The organism is Bdellovibrio sp. HCB-110, assembly GCF_047323225.1.
Classification (GTDB): domain Bacteria; phylum Bdellovibrionota; class Bdellovibrionia; order Bdellovibrionales; family Bdellovibrionaceae; genus Bdellovibrio.
The window spans coordinates 121,079-142,904 of record NZ_CP178750.1 but is presented as its reverse complement, the minus strand read 5'-3'; the positions used below and the strand labels follow the sequence as shown (position 1 = coordinate 142,904).

The following is a 21,826-nucleotide window of genomic DNA, read 5'->3' as shown; positions in this document are numbered from 1 at the left end:
AATTAGCGAATTGCTTTTTCGTGAGCGCCTTCTTGGAAACCGTCAACAGCGCTTGCCACGCCATCCTTAACACTTCTGCCAAGATTACGAAGAGCCATCGCCCCGCCCGCTGCCGCGCTTTGAATATATTGAGATACCATAGAGTTTTGCAACCAACGGAACGAGTGATTTTCGATGGAAGCCCCACCTACTTTCACTTGCATAAGAACGATCAAGAGTGCCGTGCACGCAAAACACTTCAAGACGAATTTAAGTTCTTCCATGAGTCGATTCTCCTAGATGCGGTAGTACTTTTGAAATTGAATCTAAAATTTGATCTTTGCTAAATGGCTTAGTGACATAGGCATCAAAGCCAGCGTCATACGCTTTTTGTACAAGAGCTTCTTGGTCAATTGTCGAACAACCAATGATTTTAATATCGGGATATAATTCTTTGATGGCTCTGGCAGTCTCGATGCCGTTACGAAGAGGCATCACCATATCTAAAAAAACCAAATCGGGAACAGTCGATTGAATCAAAGCGATGGCTTCATCACCATTACTAGCTTCACCGACACAAGTGCCTCCAGCGGAAGTCACAATGTTCTTCACCAATTCGCGCAAAAAAGCGGCGTCGTCCACGACAGCAAAACGTATCTTCATCCGTTTCAGTATAGATTTTATAGCGACTTTTGATTAGTGGATTTTAGTGGCCCCAACGATAGCCTAGGGAGAACATATACAACGAGTTTGTCACACTGACGTTGGAAGGCGTTGTTCCTGTACTTGGGTCCGGTAAGCTTGCATTGCCATCAAAGACATTTCTTTCCGTGCTTAAACCCAAATTCCAAATCATCTGACTTTCACGGGTGAACTTCCATTCTCCACCTAAATCAAGACCAAGACGGATGCTCTCTTCAGGAGATCCAGACTCAATTGTCGCCCCAGTTGCTGATTCCGTATGTTGTAAACGAGGAAAGAAACTTCCACCCACAACCCACGCATAATTTGCCGAAGTTGGAATACGCGCTTTTAAACCCACGCCAAAACCTTGAGACTTCAAACGCGCTCTCGAAGTATTGTCGCTCGGCACGTTCATTTTATTATCACTTAATAGAATAGAGAATTCGACAGAACTTGATTTACGAGAAACTCCAAAAAACTTTCTGAAGTTCACGCCTAAGTCCACGAATTCGTATTTTGCAGGAACACGGGATGCGCTATTGACGGAGTCCACATCAGCCGCAAACGAGAACATGATCTGACCACTCACACCAATCAAGGGAGTCAGCCATACATTTGTTCTGAACTTTAAAGCATTAAAGAAGCTTTGATAATCACGATACGAATAGTTCGATTGAGCATCGTTGTACACCGCAACCGGAGCTACATCAAGTTCTACACGGTTATTACGAATATCATCCGGATGAATGGTCTCACGATAGAAGTCGTAGATCTTTTCAGCTTTGCTAGAAAAAAGACTCTCTGCTTGTTCACCGATACCAGGCTCCTGGACCGGACTAGACGTCTCTGCCGTCTCTGCGGTTTTTGCAACTTCTTGGGCTGCTTTGGCTTCTGCCGCTTTTTTCTCTGCTTCTTTCTTTTCAGCTTCAATCTTTGCGAGTTCGGCCTCTTTGCGGGCTTTTTCTTCAGCCGCAAGCTCGCTTGCTTTTAAGGTACGAACCTTAATGCCATCCGCATCCGTCACAACCGGAGCCGCTTCGCCTTCAGATGCTGGATTACGAACTTTCTTGGAAGATTTACGAACCTCATAACGGCCTGAAGAGAATCCTTCAAGACCTGTTTGCGCCTGAGTTTGAAAACTCGCGGTCAACAATCCAACAATAATTAAAAAAGAAAGAGACGAATTCATAAGAATTCTTTCGGCTCTCGGTCCGAATTACTTGACGTCAAATTGACGAGTTTTCAGAGGCAGGGCAGAATTATTTTATGAAATCATTTCTTCTTAGTTTCATCTTCGTCGCGTCCTGTTTCATTTCAATAACTCCACCTGCATTCGCCCAGACTAATGCCCAGAACGTCTACGTCAGCAGTGCTGACCAAGATCTGGCAATCAAGTCCATTGTTCTTGTGCCCACCACGGACAATGTCGGAGGAATTTACGCACGCCCCGTAGAAGAAGAACTTCGTCAGCTTCTCAATGAAGACAAACAATGGTCCCTTGCAAATTATCCGCAAGACTTAAAAATTAAATCTGAATTTTTAGATGAACGCCCCGATGATGTTCAAAAGATTTTGCAAGGTGCGAAAAGCGAAGCCGCTCTTACTTCTAAAATCATCCGTGGTCCTCGCGGAATTTCAATGACATTGACTCTTTTTGTGGGTCGCGAAGGTTTGCCACTTCTTCAAGAAGCACTGACTGATTACAAAGGTTTTGAAACAGCCGAGGTGCGTGCGCAAGCTCGCAAACTTTTTGAAAATCTAAAGTACCGTATGCCGTTTCGCGCGACCGTTCTGAGCCGTCGTGGTCAGCAAGTCACTTTGAATTTGGGAAGCGCCTATGGTTTAAAACCTGATAGCCGCGTTTCTGTAGTTCAAATCATCAAAGTGAATCGCCATCCCAAATTGAATTTCATGGTGAGCACTGAAAAAGAAGTTTTGGGTCGTGTGAAACTTTTCAAAGTAGAACCATACTTGAGCTTTGGTTACGTTGAAATGGAAAAAGAACCAGGCGTGATTGCCGTGGGTTCTAAAGTTATGCCGGATGAGTTCGTAAAATATTCTGTACCCGTGACAACACCGTCAGGAAAAGTTTTGCAAGACATCTCCACTCGTCCTGATAAGGATGTCGCTTTCGGAGAAGAACCTCAAGAGTGGCTACCAACAATGCCTCCCCAATACGGAAAAATCGAATTGATGGCGGGTCTTTCTAACTACACACAAAACGCAAGTCTTGTGACTTCAGGTTCTATCAGCGGCAGCACGAATCTTGCGCCGAACATTATGGTTCGAGGCGAGTTGTGGCTAAATCCTGAGTGGTACATGGGCGTGCAACTGCGCCAAGCTGTTTTCTCTATCGACAATGATCTTGCCGGCTCCTCACCAAGCAAACTCAATATGGCGATGGGACAATACGGAGTAAATGTTGGTTACAATTTCCTTCTGACAAGCGACTACTTCGGTCCGAAGTTGCAAATCGGCGCAGGTTACCTCAACACAAATTTTACCATTGATGACAGCACACCTACTGCTTTCACAACAATGAAGTACGGTGGATTTAATTTAAGTATTGCAGGACAATTTCCGCTGTCTGAGGAAATCCCTGTGGATATCGGCGGAAAGCTGGATTTCTTCTTAAATCCATCATTGAGCGAAAATAAAACAAGTGGCGCTTCATCTGACAACAAAATCAATTCGTTCAGTTTCTTTGTCGACTACAAGATGAAGACGCGTTTTAAAATTCGCGGTGAACTCTTGCTAGAAAATTACAACTCAGACTTTAGCGGCACAGGCCAACGCTCTGAATCCGCTTCTAGTGCAAGTCACAAGATGACGACCCTTATGGGCGGCGTGCAGTACCTGTTCTAAGATTTCTTAGAGCCTCTTTTAAAACGGAATCCCAGCGCGAGCAAAGCATCCAACCATTTCACGGGAAGGTGCTTTGCAAGGAATGCCTGAAAATGAATTCCTTTGCCAATTAGATAGTAGGCCTTGGGGTTACTAGAATCCACAGCCTGTAAAACTTTGTCCGTCACCCAAGATACCGGCACTGCGGATTTTGCGACATCCGCGACAGCTGAATTGAGTGCTACAATTGCAGGGCCATAGATTTTCATCTGTTCACTAGAAATATGTTTTCTTAAATCCTGACTGTGCTCAATGGACTTTTCCCAAATTGCCGTTTTAATCGGACCTGGTTCAATCAAAACAACTTTCACACCCAGAGGACGCATTTCTCTTCGTAAAGAATCCGAGATCGCTCGCACCGCGAATTTACTAGAACAATAGGGCGCAAGGTAGGGTGTAGCAATTCGTCCGCTGATCGAGCCTACATTGACAATGCAACCTTTGGTGTCCCGAAGACGCGGTAAAAACTTTTGAGTCATTGCTACAAGTCCCAAGACATTTACATCAAAAAGATTTTTCCACTCAACAGAGGGCAAAGATTCAATCGGTCCACCCACGGCAATTCCGGCGTTGTTAATCAAAACAAACTGATCAGACGTTTTATTTTCAGAAACCATTTTCCAAGCAGATTCAATATCAGAGGCCGACGTGACATCGAGTTTTAGAACTCGCAAAAGACGTGGATACTTCTCTTGAAGATCCTTCATCACCTCTGGTTTCCTGACTCCGGCCCAAACAAAATCTCCCCGTTTTAAAAAAGACTCTGTGAGTGCGTGCCCGATTCCAGAAGATGCGCCCGTGATAAAGACTTCTTTCATAGAAAGCTCCCTTTGATCACTCAAGAGTAGGCGTAAAAAATAAAAAAGCCCAGGAGTAAATCCTGGGCTTCGAAAAGCTACTTCAGTTTCGGGCGGCGAGCCGCCCTCACTCTGTGCGCGGGCGCGCTGATTACATCATGCCACCCATACCGCCCATGCCACCGTGATCCGGCATTGCAGGAGCTGCAGTTTCTTTCTTAGGTGCTTCAGCGATCATTGTTTCAGTTGTAAGCATCAAAGACGCAACAGAAGCTGCGTTTGTAAGTGCGCAACGAACAACTTTAACTGGATCGATAACACCGTCTTTGATCAAGTCAGTGTATTCGTCAGAGTAAGCGTTGAAACCCCAAGTAACAGATTTGTTTTGAAGGATACGATCCAAAACGATCGCGCCATCAAGACCTGCATTTGCAGAGATTTGACGAATTGGCTCTTCACAAGCGCGTTTGATGATCATAGCGCCGAAAGCTTCTTCTTCAGAGAATTTAGTTTTATCAACTTTTGTAGAAGCGCGAAGCAAAGCAGTACCACCACCAGCTACGATACCTTCTTCAACAGCTGCGCGAGTCGCATTCAAAGCGTCTTCTACGCGGTGTTTTTTCTCTTTCATCTCAACTTCAGAAGGAGCACCAACGTGGATAACAGCTACGCCGCCAGCCAATTTAGCCAAACGCTCTTTCAATTTTTCTTTGTCGTAGTCAGAAGAAGTTTCTTCGATTTGAGCTTTGATAGCAGAAACACGTGCAGTGATGTCCGCTTTTTTACCAGCGCCATCGATCACTGTTGTGTTGTCTTTGTCTACAACGATACGTTTCGCGATACCAAGATCAGCAACAGTTGCTTGCTCTAGTTTGCGACCGATGTCTTCAGAGATCACTTTCGCGCCAGTCAAGATCGCGATGTCTTCAAGCATAGCTTTGCGACGGTCACCGAAGCCAGGAGCTTTAACAGCACAGATGTGAAGAGTGCCACGAAGTTTATTTACAACAAGAGTTGCAAGTGCTTCGCCTTCAACGTCTTCAGCGATGATCAACAATTGACGACCTTGCTTAGCAACGCCTTCAAGGATACCGATCATATCTTTCATTGAAGAGATTTTTTTGTCGTAAACAAGAACGTAAGCGTTCTCAAGAACTGCTTCCATTCTTTCTGCGTTAGTTACGAAGTATGGAGACAAGTAACCACGGTCGAATTGCATACCTTCAACGACAGTCACTTCAGTTTTCGCCGTTTTAGATTCTTCGATAGTGATAACGCCTTCACGGCCTACTTTATCCATAGCGTCTGCAAGCATTTGACCGATTTCTTTATCGTTGTTTGCAGAGATCGCACCAACTTGAGCTACTTCGTTAGAACCTTTAACAGGTTTAGACATAGCTTTTAGTTCGTCGATGATTGTGCTTACTGCTTTGTCGATACCACGTTTGATGAACATTGGGTTGTGACCAGCAGAAACAAGTTTCGCGCCTTCGCGGTAGATCGCTTGAGCCAAAACTGTTGCAGTTGTTGTACCGTCACCAGCTTCGTCATTAGTTTTGGAAGCAACTTCCTTAACCATTTGCGCGCCCATGTTTTCGAATTTGTTTTCCAATTCGATTTCTTTAGCAACAGTCACACCGTCTTTAGTGATAAGAGGTGAACCGAAAGATTTGTCGATAACTACGTTACGACCTTTAGGTCCCAAAGTTACTTTTACTGCGTTCGCAAGAGTGTTCACACCTTTAAGGATGTGCGCGCGAGCGTCTTCTGAGAATGTTAATACTTTAGACATGATTTTCTCCGTTTTATTATTTATTAAAAAGCTAAACGCGTGCCGCTTGCGTGCTAGTTAAAAACACCCAAGATGTCTTCTTCGCGCATCATGAGGTATTCAGCACCTTCAAGTTTCAACTCAGTTCCCGCGTATTTGCTGAAAAGAACTTTGTCGCCAACTTTCACTTCAAGCGGAAGAACTTTTCCGTCTTCAGTGATACGACCTTTACCAGTCGCGATGATTTCACCTTTTTGTGGTTTTTCTTTTGCTGTATCTGGGATGAAAAGTCCGCCAGCGGTTTTTTCTTCTTCCGCCATTCTGCGAACAAGGATTCTATCGTGAAGGGGACGAACGCCGATTTCACTCTTAGCCATGTGTGCCTCCGTTAGTTAAACTAATATCGAAGGTAATATGAATCGGCTGCTGTAAGAGTCAAGGTCGGGTGCCTTATTTTTCTTTAAGGCACAGCCTAATGCGGTGAGTAAATTAGAGTTTTCAAGGATTTATGGTGAGAAGGAAATTATTTAACAGAGTCTTTTCCAACATTCGTCGCACTTACCGGAAGGTCTGAGGCATGAGCCCCGAAAACAGAGTTCGCGTAAGCCGTCATAAGCTCCGCCACTTCCTCAGCAGAAAGTTTGCCTGCAACCTCATTAAAAGCGGACTTTTTATCTTGAACCTTCGTCAAATAGCCCACGAAGTAGTCTGTCACGGAAAGATCACGAGCCACTTCTAAATCGTATTGCTCTTCGCGCAAGAGGCGCTCTAGCTTTTCAACGGATTTATCTTGAGAAGAAACCGCCTCTAAAGCGGCTTTATTCGCCATATTCGGATCAGCACCCAACGCAACAGCGCGACCGGTTTTCTTGGCAGAGATTTGAGCTCTCAGAGTAGAAACTTTTCCCTCAGCAAGCACAACTTGCTCAGATTTCCATTCGCGATAGCTTTTCACCTGGGCCCCCGCTTTCATAGTAAAAGCGGTCATAGACCAAAAGGCGATAAGAGGTAAAAGTTTAAGAAAGCGCATAGGCTCCTCCAGCAGACGTCCACAATTCCAGAAGCCCTTATTACAAGGGTTGTGCCGCCGTAAAGATGACCCATTTGCAATATATGGGATCTGAGATAATCTGGAAGCCCAATTGTGTTACTTTGAGACGATTTTGGTTTGACACTTTATGGGGTCCATTAAGCCTTTCCCAATTTCGTCCACTGACCAAGGCTGAGACACTGAACACCCGCGAAACGACTCTATTTTCCCTCTGACAGGGCACAGAGCTTGAAGTGTTCTCATGTATGGGAAAATTTAAAATAGTCTCCACACTTATTTTGATTTTTAGCCTCAACGCTCACGCCGACGTGGTTCTTACCATGGGTGGTGACGTCAACTTCAACCGCAACAGACAAGCTGCTCACCCCGATGGAGTGGTTTACGGAACGACTGTCACTCCTTGGAAGTCCTTTACCAGCCAACTTAGACCTCTTATCAATGGCGATATCAATTTTGCGAATATCGAAACCGTGGTTTCCTCCACAAATGATTTGCAAAACGAAGAGAAAAAGTTCGCCTTCAAGAGTCACCCCAATGCCATTCGCCACCTCATAGGAATGGGATTTAATCTTTTCAATATTTCAAACAATCACACTTACGACTATGGCTTCATCGGAATGGGTCAGACCGTTTTGGAAATGGAAACTCTGAAGAGTGAATTTCCGAATATGGTTTACGACGGAGTGGGATCAAGATCGCAAGTTTTAAAACCTAAAGTTTTTGATGTGAATGGAATTCGTTTTGCATTTGCTTCTCTTTCTATCGGAGAGCCGCGCTTCCGCGCCACTGCTGATAAAATCGGAATGCTTTTGATCCGTGATGATAGAGACTACAAAGAACTTGTCGCGGCTTTTGCTCGCACTCAAGCCGATTACAAAATTCTTTCCATCCACTTTGGAACGGAAGGAAAAGTCACTCTGGAAGAAGGACAAAAAGATCGTTTTGAATACGCAGTAAAATACGGCGGAGTTCAATTGATCATCGGTCACCATCCACACGTGATCAGACCCGTGGAAAAATGGGCAGATCGTTTGATCTATTATAGTCTTGGAAATTACCTGATGGTGGGCTCTGCTGACATCACGAAGAAAGCCGATCCAAATACGGATTGGGGTATGTTCTCGCGCTTGTATTTAGAAAAAGACACTACCGGAAGAGTGAAAGTCGATGCGATTGAAGTCATTCCTCTTACCAACACTCACGGTCGCACAGGCCCAATGGTTGCAGACAAAGCGGGCGGCCGTATTGATGGACTGAATAAACTTTCAGCCATGCAGTTAGGCAACTATGCCATGCACTTTCAAATTGATCCTATGACTGGACGAGGAATTTTCTGCGATAGCGAGATGACATCCATCCGCGCAAAAGCCATGTGTGCGGGACAGCTCTCTTTGAAATAAGCTTAGTTTGAAATGCAAATCAGTAAAAGTTACTTTGGATAGCCGTTCTGGTTTGTTGATCTGCAAAAAAATCAGCAAAAGTAAAAATGGCTCCTCCAGCCCTTACAAATATGGAGTACTTTTGCCAACTGGGACATGGACCATAAACCAAGTTCAAAATTCCAAATCGTCCCTCTCTATATGTCGAAAGAATTTTCGTCACGTCCGATTCTTTTAACGTTATTCCATTTATCGACTCTCCTTTTCCAAGCAGAGGAAACGACGGCATAAATTTCTTATCAACTGAAGCATCCAAATTTAAGTAAACTTCCATTCTTTTGTTGATAATTCGAATTTCAACAGAGTTACAATCAATTATTTGCCTTTCATAAATAAGGTTTGGAGAATCCGCCACCTCACGTTTTACGCGAATGCGTCCCCATTCTTGAAGCTGATCGCAGACTCCAAGTAGGAAACTCAAAGGGTATTCAGAAAAAGAAATCTTAAAACTATCCTTAAATAGAAATGCCTTTTTTTCATCAGGGCCTTGGAATGCCATCTGTTTTGACGGACTATCAATATCATGCGTGAGAACGGCCAATGCAGCTAACTCAAACACCAGCTTAATTTTTTTTGAAAAAACTAGTTCGCTCTTAAAAACCTTACTGGCTCTCGATTCTAATGTAGAAAGCATGTAAAGAAGATATAATCCACCAATTACACTGTGATTCTTTCCTTCAAATGCAGAGCTGTAAATTACACTTTTAACTTCTTCTAAAGATGAAGATGACGTTAATGTGAGACCAAATTCTTTGAAGAATGATGTTATTAAACTACTATCTTGAATCAAATCCTTGACTTCATCCCATATCAAATGCTGCGGATTTTTATTGAATAATGGAGAAACCTTTGAAAGATTTCTGGAAGTTTTAACATGCATTAAAAAACAATAGCCGATGTCATGGAATAATCCCGCCAACAGCCAGGCTGCGGTTACAACCTCTCGATCAATCAAATTTTCTTCTATCTCGTAAAATCTTAAAAACTTATCTAACGCTTTACTTTCTTTTAAAGCCTTTATTGTATCCTCTAATAGAGGTGATTCAGTTAAGTTTCCGTCTAAAAATTCAAGACCAAGCAACGTAACTTTCATCTGATGTGTAATATGATCCCTATATCTTCCCTTTGGGGAGTAGCTTGATTCGGAATGGAGCAACCACTCCAACCTAATACTCTGATAGTAGAAATCATCAAGACCCGCAAAAATTTCGTCACAAAAGTTCGCATAAGTAACTGCACATGCTCTAATTACTTGTGCAAACTCATGAGGTACAGCGCCATCCAAGTTATTTAGATTCTCAACACATTTTTCGACATGCAATGGATCAAGATTTTTTTGCAAAACCTCAATTGCGATTTCTGGTCGCTTATTCGGCCCATGAATGGACGAGAACACTTGATTTGCTCTAGTGAGAATAGTTTGATTTTTCAGATGATCATAAAACCACTTGTCATCAAAATGCTTCAAGAAAACCTCATGTCACTACTAGATCGAATAGCTGTTTAATATTTGATATTGGCCGGAAACCTTGTACGTGCTGTTTGTAAATATTCTGCAAATGAGCGTCCTCTTGAGATACCCATTTAATAGGATTTTTCGCTCTCAACTCTTGGGCATAACTTAAGTAGTCCGGCTGACTCATTGCCTGCCCTTTGGCGTCCAACCTTTGCGCAATAAGATTTCCATTTTGAGCAATATCCGCAGAGTAGGGAGATCGATTGACGACATATGTATATTTATCATTACTAGCCTGAGCAAGGAGGTTTATACAACTAACAATATCGTTTAGATCAGTTGAGGAAACTAATACTGACTGGCCTTTAAAGGTAACATCCGTATTGGATTTTAATTTGCCCTCATCAATAATTCCTTTAGTGGCTTGTGATAAACCCCATGAACCAGGACTGTTATCAATAATAATTGTGTCAATTTGATGATGCTTTCTGGCTGAGTTAATGAGCGCCTCAAGTCTGCTTCTAAGATAATGGGTATGATTTTCTTTATACACTAGAGGCATCATTTTTGACGAACTATGGGAACGACCCAATAAAATCGGAAATCTTCTTTGTTGACTATTTAACTGATCTAGTACGGAAACATAAGTTAGATAATCAATAGGGTTGCGCGAACTACCTACTTCCAAAAAAAAATCTTCAATTGATTGATGGGCTCCAATGGGAGCATCAAAATGCAAAATATCTCTTACACTCGTTCCAGAAAGATCCGCATCTATAAATAATGGTACCTTACCTCTATTGAGAGCTTCGAAAACCAAACTTAGTGCGATACTGGTTTTTCCAGTTCCACCTTTTTGTGAATGTAAACTAATAATGTGCACGCCCCCTCCAGGCTATCAGCTATTCTATTATTCTATTTTAATCCCAAGTCTGTTTACAAGATCTACCATAGTAGGTGGCAAACGATTTTTATTTTCTGCACTAGATAGGACTTGCTGCATCACGATCGAAGCCTTCTTAGGGTCCACTCGATTTGCAATTACATGAGCAAGGCGACACATGTTTTCCGACACTGATATTGGCAAACGTCCATTTATAGCGGTTTTAGAAATCTCCTCAAGAGCATACAATCGCTCTTTCTCACCAAAATAAACTATTGTCCTCGCTATAATTTGCATCAGCATGTCTAATTCTTCTAGGCCTTCACGCTTACGAAGTAACCTAATTGAAGACACTCCAACATCTCGCCAAACCTGCGGATCGATTTGATCGTTCGAGGGGGCAAACTTGATAACCCGGTCAATTGCCTTAGCAACTCTTTCAACGTCAGAATAGTCAGGGTCACTGCTGAAGTTCTCAAACATATTGATAATCCGAGCACGATCCCTCTCACGCACGTTAATTTTTTCTGAAGATTCACTGGGCTTCGCTTTATCTGATAGAATATGTATCAAATAATCGAACGTGATCTGATCTTTAGACCGCTCGTCGTTTATTCCCTTAGAAACAACCTTCACTTTATCATCAGATCTATAAACAAGATAAACTGCAGGAAAAGGAACATTAGATAGAAATGAGTTTATGTTACGATTTGTTACTCCAGGCCCATCCTGAACAGTAAACACAATGACATCTTTTGAGAGAACAAGCGGTCCTGCCTTTTCTGGAAAGGGCGCTTCTCTGTTACCCACCTTGATACGGCCTTCAACTTTCGTTGAATTTGGAATAACATCAATTAAATAATTAATAAAATCAGACATTGAGCCCATAATAAACTAATATTAACATACTAATCCATTTTGTAAAATACTGATTTTATTGAATTACTAAGATGTATTATATCGGTAATATTTATGTATTACTCATGTAATACCGATATTAATCAAAATAAAAAACCCCAAGGGTTAGCTTGGGGCTTATATTCACAACTAATAAAGTTGGCTCAGGAGGTGAGTAAGCGCCTAAGCCATTGATTTCATTGGCTTGTCATTATGCTCACGCTACAAGCCGCTACAGTGATTTCAAAACTACAACTTCCGCATCTTTTTGACAAGGGTTATGAAGATCAAAGCTGTCTGTAATGCCCTTGATGTGAACCCCTGACTTGCGAACATAGATTTGAAGACGGCTCAAAGACTGCCAACCCCCCATCGCCATAACCTTAATAGGCTCGACTCCATGACTCAGCATCATTGTCGCCCATGACGCCCGTAGGTCATGAAAACGCACTTGCGGCAAGCCAAGGGCCTGAAGAAACATTCTTAGGTGTCTGGCCTGTTCACCCTTTTCCCAGTCTCGTGATCTTGGCAAAACGAAATGAGAGTCAAAGTTCTTCAATTTCAGTTCTTTCAAGACGACTAAAAGACTCGGTGCAATTTCGACTATGCGGTCATTGCCTGACTTTGTATCTTTGAATCCGTCCTGTTTATTCCAGGCCGCATCGACCAAAATCACGCGATTGTCCAAGTTCACCTTGTCCCAGGTCAAAGCGAACAATTCGCCGTTTCTCATACCCGTATAAAGAGCTAACGCCCAATGATAATACCAAGGAGAGCTATACTCCTTAGCTTTTTCCAAAAGGAGACGTGCTTGAGCTTCGGTCAAAACCTTCTTTAACTTTTCGCCGATCTTATACCGAATGTTTGGGGCGGGATTGCTTGGAATATGCTTCTGCTCAACCGCATACTGAAAAGCCCCTCTGATGAATTTCAAAAGGGTCTGTTTCGAGCTTTCCGTTCGGTCTTTCATTCGCTCATCAATGAGGCGCTTAACTTCAATCGAAGTGATCGAATCAACCCGCCGTGACTTCCATTTTTCTGTGTGAGCATTAAGCATTAACTGAGCATCTTGCAGCGTCTTTTGATTCCAGTCTGAAATGCTCTTTACTTCATAATACTCATTAAGCAGCTTCGCCCATGTTGGGATGACCTTATCCTGAAAGTAGTCATTCATTTTCACAATAAGGTCCCGCTCTGCGCGCTGTGCCTCCACTTTCGTTTTCAATCCTGTTTTCGAGTATGATTTCGGCACCTTCGTAATAGGATGCCGTTTACTAAAATACGCAGACCAAGTTTGTGTAGCTTCGTCGAATTTAATTCCCATTGAAACCTCCTCGGCGTGTCACCGCCAGGAGTTTCAACAGGTCCGATTTCAAATATCGGTTTCGTCTTTGGAACTTATAATAAGGCACCTTGCCATTACTCGATAAGTTCAAAAGTGAGGCTTTCGGTATCTTGAGATATGCCGCCGCCTCTTCTGTTGTCATCCACTCTTCAGTTGTCAAAGAACCTACATCAAGACCATTTTCCTCTCGATGAAACTTCATCCTTATAACTCATCTTTCATTCCCTTTCCAATTCAACAAACCCAACCCTGAAGCTGATCGCTTCAATCATTTACAAAATACACGCTCAAAAAGTCTCAAAGGCTTTTGTGAGCTAATCGTCCGACTCGTCTGAATCGGTCTCCTCATTAGAGTTTTGCTCTGGCTTCGACTCTTGCCAGTCCTCTAGTTTTTGCTGAGTCGGTGTTGTCGGCGCATCGCTTTCCCGAGCCAGTTTTTTCAAGAGTTCAACTAAACGCATAGACCTCCCTTTCGTCGTTGAGTGAAAAGTCCTTTTCACTTGTCCTTACTCAATGAACATTTTTTGAATCCTGATTAAATTTTATAGAACTTTATCTCAATTTGATTTCACCCTTTTCACCTTACACATATCTTATTGAAACCATTTGATTACTCGAAGTGAAAGCCTGGGTGAAAAGTCATATATCGCTCATCTCTTTTTTGATCTTAAAGTGATAATAGACGATTCGTTTCCCTCCGCTGCTCTCCGTAATATCGAAAAACTCTTTCAAATTAGGCCGTAAATGCGACATTCGTTGAGCAAAGGCCGCTCCTCGGTCCGAAAATTCAAATCTTTGCCCCATCGCTTTTGCAAAGTCAGAAAGTTCCTCGCACAGTCTGACGTTTGTAACTTTGTGGTCTGGATTCTTTTGAACCCATTTATAAAGCAAGATAAAGAGGGGATTGTCCTCAAGAGCAAATTGCGATTGTTCGGCAGAAATCTTTTTGAAAATTTCTTCGACTTTATTTTCTATTCCGGCATAGCGCCCTAGCTTACTCGCAAAGCTGCTAAAATCGGCCATTCTGAATGATCCGATGTCATCGTCATCCTTGGCCTGATTAAGAGCACCAAGAGCCTCTTGTGCGAATATAATAAGCTCCGACATAAGTTGGTCTCGGGCGGCCTCAATCTCACGCACGATTTTATTTTCACTTTTGAATTTATTTTGACGTTCAACCTTCAATGGCAATACTCGGTCGGCCACGTCATCGCGGCGAAAATGCGGATCACGAGCAGTAATCATCAAATTGCATCGGATAGTGGCTTCAATATATTCGTTCGTAGTATAGAGTTTTCTTTTCTTTGCGGTGCCTCCGGTCGCTGTGATAGCAAGACGGTCATCAAGCCAAGGATTCTTTGTATCTGCATTGTCCAGAACGATAAGAGAATTATTCGTCACGATAGCATCAAAGTCGCTGGCCTCTTTTGGGATCATCGTTACATCATTTTTTAACCCCTGAATAATTTGAAGTACACGGCGGGCGGCACTGGTTTTCCCAGAACCTTTGACGCCGATAAATGCGAGTATGACTTTCGTAGGAAATAGCTCAGGGAAAAACAGAGTTAAAATCCATATCAGCAAAAGCGCCTTTGCTTCGCTTGGGTGTAGGCCCTTATTGGAAAATCTGATCTGACACAGAACCTTTTCATCCCACAAAGAACCTTGCCAAGACGGCTCGACAAAAACAAACTTGTCATATTTTTTATTGGGCAAAAAAAGAACCCCATCAACACCATTTTCAAGAAGTTCAATTTGATTCTGTGAAATACGATAAACTTGATTCGAGAAATTCGAGAGATAAATGCGATTTGTCTTATGGTCGTAATGTGCAAATGGATAAACGCTAACTCGTCGCGCCGTTTTCGCGGCGGTCGTCTCAAGTTCTGAATAGATATATTTATAAATGATTTCAGAGGCGTTAATTTTGTAATCAGATAATAAATTTTGATATTCCTTGCTCTCAGCATCTATTTTAACGAGAGACTTGTCAGTCTTTGAAAAGAAGTAGGCGGCTTGACCGTCATATAAAAGCTCACCTCGGTCTTGCAAATCTGCGATTAGGATGTTGTAGGCCGTCGCATTGACTTCAAAGTCCTTTCGTTTGTCGGATTGCCCTTGTTTTTGACGGGATGAAAAGATCTCATCTGCAACTCGTTCGATCTTGCGAGGACAAAAGACGGACTTTTGAATAAGTGATCTTATTTTTTCGATAGTCGCAACATCATCGCCGGACTTTACAATGAAACTGTCTAGGTCGCTGTCAGGATCAGGAGTTGTAAAGGCGTAGAGACTCATTTTTTCTTGAGCTTTTTCAACAAGCATTTCCCCTGCGCGATTGAGGTCATTGTCGTAAACAATGTAAGGAGTTCGACAGATTTTCTTGAGAGTATCAATGTCGGCACTATTAACGCCGCCGACCGCCGCAATAAAGGCGTATGTGAATCGTTGGCCCAAAATATCTGAGGCTCTTACTAGGCACGATTGAAGCTGAAGTTGATTAAATTCCCCCTCAACGACAATAAGCTTTTCATTTAATTGTTTGTGTTTTTCATCTTCATACGGCTCAAAAAGTTGATGACCGAAAAGACCCATGACTTGAGTTGGTTTATAAAGCGTGATGTCTTTCGTAAAAGGCTCGCGGAACTTTATTGCCACAATACGATGAAGCTCATCGCAGTATGCGAACGTGAGCGCCCCTTGACGAGGGAGTGAACGCTTGCCAATTAAAACACGTTTGAACTTTTCTTTGGCTTCTTTGAGAAGTTCGACTTGATGGCTCAGAGCCTTTTTCTTTGATTCAGAGTGTTTGTCGGTGCCTGTGATCTTATTCAGCTCAGATTCAATTTCTGAGATGACTGGATCAAACTTTTCATCAAGGTTATAATTGCGAGGGATAGCTCCCAATAAGGACGCTTTGATGACGCTCGGATGAATTTTCCGTTTATCGACAAGATAGCTCCAAGCCGTCCCGTTCTTTTTACCCTCTTGTTTTATCAAACACTCGTGAAAGTCTTGTTGTATAGATTCGTGAATCTTAAAAAGACTTTGTTTCTGTGTGGGGCATGAGTTCGCTTGATTGATATAGCGACCACACGACGGCGAAAAGCACTTTCCCAAAGCATCATCTTTTGTGATCGAAAAATGAGGGCCTCCACAGAACGGGCAACTTCCTTTCTTGCCCGCTCTTGCTTCAATACCGTGATTCTCCGATAAAAATTCGACGACGCTGAAAGAGGCCATGTTAAACCCTCTTGCTGTTTCGTTGAACAATCGCGATGATCTTTGCTTCAAGGCCACGGTCGGGACTTAGAATTTTAAGAAGTCTTGAGCGAATGAACGGCCAGTTTTTATCAGTGCCAACCTCTTGCTCAAAAAGATCAATGATAAGCCCTCGATAAAAGCAGAATGTTTCTGTGATCTGCTTTTGGGTCTCGTCTTCATGTTGTGTAATGTGCATTGCTGCCTCCTTGCTTGGAGGCTGAGACAATTAAAAGAATTTTCCCTCAAGTCCCAGCCCGTGTTTAAGGCTCGACCTTAAGGTCAAAAAGGGCAGGGGTCGAAAGAAGGATTGTCCCTAAAAAATCGGAAAATCCTACCGCGCACCGAGATCAGTTTTTCCGATTCTTTGCGTCAATTTCTTTTATTATCTCTTCGGTGTTTACCTGTAGAGTCTTCGGTGAAAAGGTCGAATTACCTTCTGGGAAAAGACATTTTGAGATTTGAAATACAAACTCGGGGAAAGCGTTTCCGAAGCTCGTATAAAGGAAATGCGTGAGCGACAGATAAAAGATTCGTTGTTCAGCCTCTGGCCCTTGGAACTTGGTTGATGCCTTGATGGCCTCTGGAACCATTGCCAGGTCAGACTTGTCCGGTCGTTCAAAATCTTCAATTTCAAGAGCTAATAAGCGAAGCATGGTCTCTATGCCTTGCAAGTGAGGTTTTTGATTATGAAAGTCAAACATGATCGGGAAGTCACTCGAAAGCAAATGAGCGAGTTTCTCGGCGGTTGTCTTAATTCTTTCCTTGTGATCTTTGAGGCTAAACTTCTTATCAAAAGTCGGATTCTTCGCGGGAAAGCCGCTTCGTCTTTTTCTATAAAGACCGAGAGTAAATGTAAAAATAAATGCACTATGTTCGGGGGAAAGGTCTTTTAACTCGTTCCATGCCGACGACATTTCTGCGGTCGTTGTAGTCTGTTTAATAAACTCAAAAAGTTCATTTGAAAGAGACACCTTTGAAGGTTCAAAAGCCATTATCTTTTGAATCACTCTTTCAGGTACATTCTCCAATATATTCAACGGTTCTCTTTCGAGAAAATGAATAACAACGCCCATCCCGCCCCTGTTTTAACTCATCTCATTTTTCTGAGAGTTTTCAGACCCTCGTCAATGGCCCACATAAATACGTCGTTCTTATTGACGAATGGGTCGCCTTCTTTTCGACGCTTATTAAGTAGAGTCTGAACCGCTTCGATTTCATCTGAAATGCGGTCTTTATCAGCCTTGGATAAGCGAAAAGCGATCTGTGGGTATTCTGAAGGTGATTTTTTGTTTTGAACTGGTCGTCTTCCCATAGATTCGATCCTATCTTTATTTTATTGATTATCAACTATATTGCTAACTATTATCAATGCTTGACAATAATACTGCTATGCGTTATAATCCAAGGCATGAAAGCACTAATTTATGCTCGTGTTTCGACGAGTCACCACAATCAAAATCCCCAAGTCCAAATTGATGAACTGAAACGTGCCTGTGAGGACCGAGGATGGGCTATAAGCGAGGAAATTGTAGATCACGGTTACAGTGGGTCAACCGACAACCGCCCAGGGTTAAAGCGCCTTATGGCTCTTGTGCGAAGTAAACAGGTTGATGTTATTGTCGTCGTTAAAATGGACAGGCTTTTCAGAAGTCTCAAGCATCTTGTTTCGACTCTCGAAGAGTTTGAAAAGATCGGAGTCAAGTTTGTCGCCCTGAAAGACAATGTTGATTACTCAACCCCATCAGGACGGTTCTTTGTCCAAATTCTTGGAAGTCTCGGGGAGTTCGAGCGGTCATTGCTTCGTGAGCGCACAATGATGGGACTTGAACACGCTAGATCAAGGGGCAAAAATTTTGGTCGTCCTCGTGTTCACGATGACGCCGCAATTTTGAAACTTCACAAAGAGGGCATGACCTATCGTCAAATTCAAAAAGTCACAGGTGCGCCGATGGGGACTATTTCACGCGCCATCAAGGGCGCTCACAAATCCCCTACAGAAAACGCCTCTGCGGTTCAAATACAGACTGCTCCAAATACGACCGTTTTGTGTGCGGGCCAAAGACCTGCTTTTCAGGCAGGTAAGTCCGGCATTGAGGTCAATCAGTCCGATGATGAGGATTTCCAATGAATAATCCGGACACACCGTTAAAAGGTCAAAGCAATCGCCCGATTGTGCTGACGATGACACTGAAGAAGCAACTTAGATTTTACCTCGATTTGAATGACATGACGGCGGCACAGTTGGCTCGTAAGGCCAAGGTGCCGAAGCAGTCTCTTTCTGGCTGGCTCAGTGGCAGCAATCCTAGAGATGTAAAGCAAGTTAAAAAGGTCGCCGATGTCCTCGGCGTCTCCCTTGATAATTTAATGTTTGGCAATGGCGAAGACGAAAACTCACAGAAGCACACAGAACTTAATTCGTTACTCGGTGACGATTGGATCGGCGGTCTTTTTGAGGTTCGCTTTCGACGAGTAAAGAAATGAGGTCCCTTGTGAAAAAATACATTTTCCCTGCAATTCTAATGTTATGTGGTTGTGCAACAACTCCCCCAGCATCTCAGCTTTCAAATCACGAAGGCGACGAGGTTGAGACTGCGGCGCGCTCAGGTGACGCAAGTAAAGTTCAGCAAGTTTTGTCGGAAAAATCCGAAATCACAGAACTTGATCGCTTTTGGCTGATCTATAACGCAGTCAATGGACAATGCCAGACCGACGTTGTGAAGACCGTCCTTGAGAAAAAGCCCGATGCCTTTGGGCCTTACACAGTAAAACCACAGGAAAGCACCTTTGTGGATAGACTCAAACAGGTCGGCGAACAACTCGGCTCTGGCCCTACAACTCGTCAGAACAAAATAGCTCCCGAACGCCCTGCCGCCATCTTAATCAATCTTGCGGGGAGAAATGCTTGTGACGAGGCTTTCAAAATGATCTCTGAAAAAACCTCTCCCGATGATTTTGCTTCTGGTATGTATCAAAAACAAAGAGATTTTAACTCATCATTTTCTAATGCGATGTCACCGAGCTATCTCGAAGACTTTGAGCGTGTTGCCCTTCGTGACAACGAAACTGAAGAAAAAGGGAAACGTATTATTGAAGTTTCTAAGTTTGCGGCACAAAGAATCAAAGCCGATTGTGAAAAATTTCAGGGCGAATCATGTAAAGCAAAAAACGTATTGATGAAGGTCGGAGAGAATATGAAGGCCGAAGCAGAAAACAGGGAATATGCGGCCTCATCTCAAGGTGTTCTTGATGAGGTTTGCAACAGTCACGCTCAGATGCAGAACTATCTCGATCTTATCAAAGAAGAGAACGAGAAGGGTAAAATTAGCGGTTATGTTAATAAGATCGCCCTAAAACAATGGGGCGACCGAGCCTACAGTGCAAAGAAAGAGTTTGAGTCATATAGTGCCCAATACAAAGCAATGACGAAGAAGGCACCGAACGTCAAAACTCAGTGCGAACAGTAGTTAAAACTTTGTTATCTTATCTAGGAACGACATCGCTTTATGTCGGCTCTGAAAGTCATTCAGGGCCATTGTCATTGCATCAACTTGGTCGTCATTTTTGCCGCGAGGAAAACGCAAAGCCTCGTCGATAAAGTCATTCACCCAAGGGTTTTGTTTTGGATCTGGCAGATACACATTGCCAGCCTCTATTTGAGGGCAAACTGCCGATAGGCGAGCAAGTTTTGATTCGGTCGGATTGACAGCGATGATGCCCGCAATGCTGTCTTTCAATGTCGAGATGATCGCCGAACCATTCGCTTTATCTTCGACAAGCTTTCGATAGGCGCGAGGCCACTGAGCCGTCATCGTTCTGAAAGCGCGAATCGTATCGGGAAACGCCATTTTCTTTCTGACTTGAGTGAGTAGGTATTTATTCGCGCCGACACGTCCCCAGACTTGACCGACCACATAGTCAGAATTTTCCGAGTCCTTAAAGCTCATGTCCCAGGATTGCAGTATTTCATCGAATTTAGCGGGCAACTCTGAATAGTATTTGAACCATGTTTTTTGAATGATGGCCCCTTCGCTCGGAGTTGGTTTCTGTTGATATTGAGCTGCAAAGGCAATACTTCCTAATGCTCGTTTTTGTCGTTCAATCTCGGCCAAGTCTTCGCGTTTTGGAAAGAGGATTTCCCCTTCGTTGCAAGTCTTCGTTTTGCCGGAAATCGGGAAGTTATAAATTGTTCGAGATTCTGCCAAAGCCGGAACACAAAGATGAGTCCAGTCGCCTTGCTCAAGCAAATGCCCAGTTAAGTCGTCCTCGTGAAGACGCTGCATAACGACGACAATCGCTCCGTTTTTTTTATTGTCGAGACGAGTTGTGAGAGTTTGGTCAAAGAAGTCGATAGCCTTCTGTCTTAGAACGTCAGAATTAGCTTCTAGCGGATTGTGAGGGTCATCAACGACAATAATGTCACCCCCTTTACCCGTCGCCGTCCCGCCGACAGAAGTCGCAATCATGTGACCGCGACGAGTGTTCATAAACTCGGTCTTGAGGTTTTGGTCGTCGGTTAATGAAAACAGTTTACCCCATTGCTTTTGAAAATAGGGTGACTGAATCAGTTGGCGACGGTCAACGGAGTGTTTCGTTGCAAGTGACTGCGAATAAGAGGCAAAAATCCAACGGTTTTCAGGTCGAGCAATCCAAGACCATACAGGCCACATCACGCTAACGCAGAGGCTTTTCATGTAACGGGGAGGAATGTTAATAATGAGCCGCTTTTCCTCGCCACGACTGACGGCCTCCAAGTGTTCTGTAATGAGTCCGATATGCCAGTTATAGAGAAAGGCGTTCTTGGGTTCAAGAACGTCCCAAGCGTCCATTACGAAGCGTGAAAGGCTCTTTTCGGCAAGGTCGTAACTCTCAGCTTCGAGAAGTCGTAAAAGCTCGATCTTTTCAATCTTCGATAAGGACTGTTCGTTTCTGTAAGAGTTTTTCAATGCGCGTCTCCATTTCTTCATCAGTCATCGACTGAATTTCGATTGGCCCGCCATCCATTCCAGTGTGTTCAAGTTGAACTTTTGATTGTCGTCCCCATTTGTTCGGGAACTTTCTTTCTAGTCTCCAAGCCGCCGCCGTCCACTCACCCTCTTGAGCCGCTTTATCAATAACATCAAGATCGCGCTTTTCAGATTCAGCTAAAGCCTTTTTTACTGCGTCCGATAATTTAACTGTCATCTCGTTGGCGTCATCGCTTTCGGCCTGTCTGAGCCAACGATAAAAGGAGTCTTTGGATACTCCCGCAAGGGCAACGGCAGTTTCAACATAGGACCCGACACGAATCGCCTGAGCAATCGTTTCAATAAGCTCGTTGCTCAGTGTCGGCGTTGACGCTTTCGGGTGTCTTGCCATT

General features: G+C 43.3%; 24 protein-coding genes. 5 read left to right on the top strand and 19 right to left on the bottom strand.

Annotated elements, in window-relative coordinates; translation table 11 throughout:
- Nucleotides 1–2: 2 nt before the first annotated feature.
- The 3 genes from ACL934_RS00705 to ACL934_RS00695 are packed head-to-tail and all read right to left on the bottom strand — an operon-like array spanning nt 3 to nt 1,852.
- Nucleotides 3–263 carry a hypothetical protein gene (locus ACL934_RS00705; protein ID WP_374076730.1) on the bottom strand — a complete coding sequence of 87 codons (261 nt, stop codon included), beginning with the start codon at nt 261–263 and terminating at the stop codon, nt 3–5.
- Nucleotides 250–642, bottom strand: coding sequence for a response regulator (locus ACL934_RS00700; protein ID WP_374076728.1), 393 nt, complete (start codon nt 640–642; stop codon nt 250–252). Before ACL934_RS00700 ends, ACL934_RS00705 begins: the two co-directional genes overlap by 14 nt.
- 43 nt (nt 643–685) lie before the next feature.
- Nucleotides 686–1,852, bottom strand: a complete 1,167-nt coding sequence (locus ACL934_RS00695; protein ID WP_374076726.1) for a hypothetical protein — start codon at nt 1,850–1,852, stop codon at nt 686–688.
- Nucleotides 1,853–1,929: 77 nt separating this feature from the next.
- Here ACL934_RS00695 and ACL934_RS00690 point away from each other — a divergent pair, with 77 nt between their 5' ends.
- A complete protein-coding gene (locus ACL934_RS00690; protein ID WP_374076724.1) occupies nt 1,930–3,528 on the top strand; it encodes a hypothetical protein in 1,599 nt (532 codons plus the stop codon).
- On the opposite strand, the gene ACL934_RS00685 is transcribed toward ACL934_RS00690, so the two are convergent.
- From ACL934_RS00685 to ACL934_RS00670, 4 genes are all read right to left on the bottom strand, one after another.
- Complete coding sequence (locus ACL934_RS00685; RefSeq protein WP_413612931.1) at nt 3,525–4,385, bottom strand: SDR family oxidoreductase; 861 nt, start codon at nt 4,383–4,385, stop codon at nt 3,525–3,527. The two genes, ACL934_RS00690 and ACL934_RS00685, sit on opposite strands and share 4 nt — an antisense overlap.
- A 130-nt stretch (nt 4,386–4,515) precedes the next feature.
- A complete protein-coding gene (gene groL, locus ACL934_RS00680; protein WP_413612930.1) occupies nt 4,516–6,156 on the bottom strand; it encodes a chaperonin GroEL in 1,641 nt (546 codons plus the stop codon).
- Between the two features lie 53 nt (nt 6,157–6,209).
- Nucleotides 6,210–6,512 (bottom strand): co-chaperone GroES, encoded by a 303-nt coding sequence (gene groES, locus ACL934_RS00675; RefSeq protein ID WP_277576325.1) that lies wholly within the window; start codon nt 6,510–6,512, stop codon nt 6,210–6,212.
- Between the two features lie 146 nt (nt 6,513–6,658).
- Nucleotides 6,659–7,165, bottom strand: a complete 507-nt coding sequence (locus ACL934_RS00670) for a hypothetical protein (RefSeq protein ID WP_413612929.1) — start codon at nt 7,163–7,165, stop codon at nt 6,659–6,661.
- A gap of 266 nt (nt 7,166–7,431) precedes the next feature.
- On the opposite strand from ACL934_RS00670, the gene ACL934_RS00665 reads away from it, so the two are divergent.
- Complete coding sequence (locus ACL934_RS00665) at nt 7,432–8,586, top strand: CapA family protein (protein WP_413612928.1); 1,155 nt, start codon at nt 7,432–7,434, stop codon at nt 8,584–8,586.
- Between the two features lie 19 nt (nt 8,587–8,605).
- On the opposite strand, the gene ACL934_RS00660 is transcribed toward ACL934_RS00665, so the two are convergent.
- From ACL934_RS00660 to ACL934_RS00615, 10 genes are all read right to left on the bottom strand, one after another.
- Nucleotides 8,606–10,093, bottom strand: a complete 1,488-nt coding sequence (locus ACL934_RS00660; protein ID WP_413612927.1) for a hypothetical protein — start codon at nt 10,091–10,093, stop codon at nt 8,606–8,608.
- Nucleotides 10,094–10,100: 7 nt separating this feature from the next.
- A complete protein-coding gene (locus tag ACL934_RS00655) occupies nt 10,101–10,964 on the bottom strand; it encodes a hypothetical protein (protein WP_413612926.1) in 864 nt (287 codons plus the stop codon).
- Between the two features lie 27 nt (nt 10,965–10,991).
- Entirely contained in the window at nt 10,992–11,843 is an 852-nt protein-coding gene (locus tag ACL934_RS00650; RefSeq protein ID WP_413612925.1) for a hypothetical protein, read from the bottom strand.
- 250 nt (nt 11,844–12,093) lie between these two features.
- Nucleotides 12,094–13,185 (bottom strand): tyrosine-type recombinase/integrase, encoded by a 1,092-nt coding sequence (locus ACL934_RS00645; protein WP_413612924.1) that lies wholly within the window; start codon nt 13,183–13,185, stop codon nt 12,094–12,096.
- Nucleotides 13,175–13,348 carry a helix-turn-helix domain-containing protein gene (locus ACL934_RS00640; protein WP_413613505.1) on the bottom strand — a complete coding sequence of 58 codons (174 nt, stop codon included), beginning with the start codon at nt 13,346–13,348 and terminating at the stop codon, nt 13,175–13,177. Before ACL934_RS00640 ends, ACL934_RS00645 begins: the two co-directional genes overlap by 11 nt.
- Before the next feature lie 172 nt (nt 13,349–13,520).
- The gene (locus tag ACL934_RS00635) at nt 13,521–13,667 is read right to left on the bottom strand and encodes a hypothetical protein (protein WP_413612923.1); all 147 of its coding nucleotides are present in this window, start codon (nt 13,665–13,667) and stop codon (nt 13,521–13,523) included.
- Between the two features lie 178 nt (nt 13,668–13,845).
- The gene (locus ACL934_RS00630; RefSeq protein WP_413612922.1) at nt 13,846–16,449 is read right to left on the bottom strand and encodes a toprim domain-containing protein; all 2,604 of its coding nucleotides are present in this window, start codon (nt 16,447–16,449) and stop codon (nt 13,846–13,848) included.
- Between the two features lies 1 nt (nt 16,450).
- Complete coding sequence (locus ACL934_RS00625) at nt 16,451–16,666, bottom strand: hypothetical protein (protein ID WP_413612921.1); 216 nt, start codon at nt 16,664–16,666, stop codon at nt 16,451–16,453.
- A gap of 151 nt (nt 16,667–16,817) precedes the next feature.
- Nucleotides 16,818–17,543: a hypothetical protein gene (locus tag ACL934_RS00620; protein WP_413612920.1), complete on the bottom strand. Its 726-nt coding sequence runs from the start codon at nt 17,541–17,543 to the stop codon at nt 16,818–16,820.
- Nucleotides 17,544–17,560: 17 nt separating this feature from the next.
- A complete protein-coding gene (locus ACL934_RS00615; RefSeq protein WP_413612919.1) occupies nt 17,561–17,782 on the bottom strand; it encodes a hypothetical protein in 222 nt (73 codons plus the stop codon).
- A gap of 96 nt (nt 17,783–17,878) precedes the next feature.
- Between ACL934_RS00615 and ACL934_RS00610 the strand changes: the two genes are divergently transcribed.
- Genes ACL934_RS00610 through ACL934_RS00600 form a run of 3 tightly spaced genes read left to right on the top strand, consistent with a single transcriptional unit; the run spans nt 17,879 to nt 19,934 of the window.
- Nucleotides 17,879–18,598, top strand: a complete 720-nt coding sequence (locus ACL934_RS00610; protein WP_413612918.1) for a recombinase family protein — start codon at nt 17,879–17,881, stop codon at nt 18,596–18,598.
- Nucleotides 18,595–18,951 carry a helix-turn-helix transcriptional regulator gene (locus ACL934_RS00605; RefSeq protein WP_413612917.1) on the top strand — a complete coding sequence of 119 codons (357 nt, stop codon included), beginning with the start codon at nt 18,595–18,597 and terminating at the stop codon, nt 18,949–18,951. The genes ACL934_RS00610 and ACL934_RS00605 overlap by 4 nt, the downstream gene beginning before the upstream one ends.
- A gap of 8 nt (nt 18,952–18,959) precedes the next feature.
- Nucleotides 18,960–19,934: a hypothetical protein gene (locus ACL934_RS00600; RefSeq protein WP_413612916.1), complete on the top strand. Its 975-nt coding sequence runs from the start codon at nt 18,960–18,962 to the stop codon at nt 19,932–19,934.
- Here the strand turns inward: ACL934_RS00600 and terL are convergent, their stop codons facing one another.
- Both terL and ACL934_RS00590 read right to left on the bottom strand, forming a co-directional pair.
- Nucleotides 19,935–21,413, bottom strand: a complete 1,479-nt coding sequence (terL, locus tag ACL934_RS00595) for a phage terminase large subunit (protein WP_413612915.1) — start codon at nt 21,411–21,413, stop codon at nt 19,935–19,937.
- The gene (locus ACL934_RS00590) at nt 21,370–21,825 is read right to left on the bottom strand and encodes a hypothetical protein (protein WP_413612914.1); all 456 of its coding nucleotides are present in this window, start codon (nt 21,823–21,825) and stop codon (nt 21,370–21,372) included. Before ACL934_RS00590 ends, terL begins: the two co-directional genes overlap by 44 nt.
- Between the last annotated feature and the right edge of the window lies 1 nt (nt 21,826).

Excerpts from the sequence above, each read along its gene's own strand:
- ACL934_RS00705 (WP_374076730.1), bottom strand. The coding sequence starts at position 263 with ATGGAAGAACTTAAATTCGTCTTGAAGTGTTTTGCGTGCACGGCACTC.
- ACL934_RS00700 (WP_374076728.1), bottom strand. The coding sequence starts at position 642 with ATGAAGATACGTTTTGCTGTCGTGGACGACGCCGCTTTTTTGCGCGAA.
- ACL934_RS00695 (WP_374076726.1), bottom strand. The coding sequence starts at position 1,852 with ATGAATTCGTCTCTTTCTTTTTTAATTATTGTTGGATTGTTGACCGCG.
- ACL934_RS00690 (WP_374076724.1), top strand. The coding sequence starts at position 1,930 with ATGAAATCATTTCTTCTTAGTTTCATCTTCGTCGCGTCCTGTTTCATT.
- ACL934_RS00685 (WP_413612931.1), bottom strand. The coding sequence starts at position 4,385 with ATGAAAGAAGTCTTTATCACGGGCGCATCTTCTGGAATCGGGCACGCA.
- groL (WP_413612930.1), bottom strand. The coding sequence starts at position 6,156 with ATGTCTAAAGTATTAACATTCTCAGAAGACGCTCGCGCGCACATCCTT.
- groES (WP_277576325.1), bottom strand. The coding sequence starts at position 6,512 with ATGGCTAAGAGTGAAATCGGCGTTCGTCCCCTTCACGATAGAATCCTT.
- ACL934_RS00670 (WP_413612929.1), bottom strand. The coding sequence starts at position 7,165 with ATGCGCTTTCTTAAACTTTTACCTCTTATCGCCTTTTGGTCTATGACC.
- ACL934_RS00665 (WP_413612928.1), top strand. The coding sequence starts at position 7,432 with ATGGGAAAATTTAAAATAGTCTCCACACTTATTTTGATTTTTAGCCTC.
- ACL934_RS00650 (WP_413612925.1), bottom strand. The coding sequence starts at position 11,843 with ATGTCTGATTTTATTAATTATTTAATTGATGTTATTCCAAATTCAACG.
- ACL934_RS00645 (WP_413612924.1), bottom strand. The coding sequence starts at position 13,185 with ATGGGAATTAAATTCGACGAAGCTACACAAACTTGGTCTGCGTATTTT.
- ACL934_RS00640 (WP_413613505.1), bottom strand. The coding sequence starts at position 13,348 with ATGACAACAGAAGAGGCGGCGGCATATCTCAAGATACCGAAAGCCTCA.
- ACL934_RS00635 (WP_413612923.1), bottom strand. The coding sequence starts at position 13,667 with ATGCGTTTAGTTGAACTCTTGAAAAAACTGGCTCGGGAAAGCGATGCG.
- ACL934_RS00630 (WP_413612922.1), bottom strand. The coding sequence starts at position 16,449 with ATGGCCTCTTTCAGCGTCGTCGAATTTTTATCGGAGAATCACGGTATT.
- ACL934_RS00625 (WP_413612921.1), bottom strand. The coding sequence starts at position 16,666 with ATGCACATTACACAACATGAAGACGAGACCCAAAAGCAGATCACAGAA.
- ACL934_RS00620 (WP_413612920.1), bottom strand. The coding sequence starts at position 17,543 with ATGGGCGTTGTTATTCATTTTCTCGAAAGAGAACCGTTGAATATATTG.
- ACL934_RS00615 (WP_413612919.1), bottom strand. The coding sequence starts at position 17,782 with ATGGGAAGACGACCAGTTCAAAACAAAAAATCACCTTCAGAATACCCA.
- ACL934_RS00610 (WP_413612918.1), top strand. The coding sequence starts at position 17,879 with ATGAAAGCACTAATTTATGCTCGTGTTTCGACGAGTCACCACAATCAA.
- ACL934_RS00605 (WP_413612917.1), top strand. The coding sequence starts at position 18,595 with ATGAATAATCCGGACACACCGTTAAAAGGTCAAAGCAATCGCCCGATT.
- ACL934_RS00590 (WP_413612914.1), bottom strand. The coding sequence starts at position 21,825 with ATGGCAAGACACCCGAAAGCGTCAACGCCGACACTGAGCAACGAGCTT.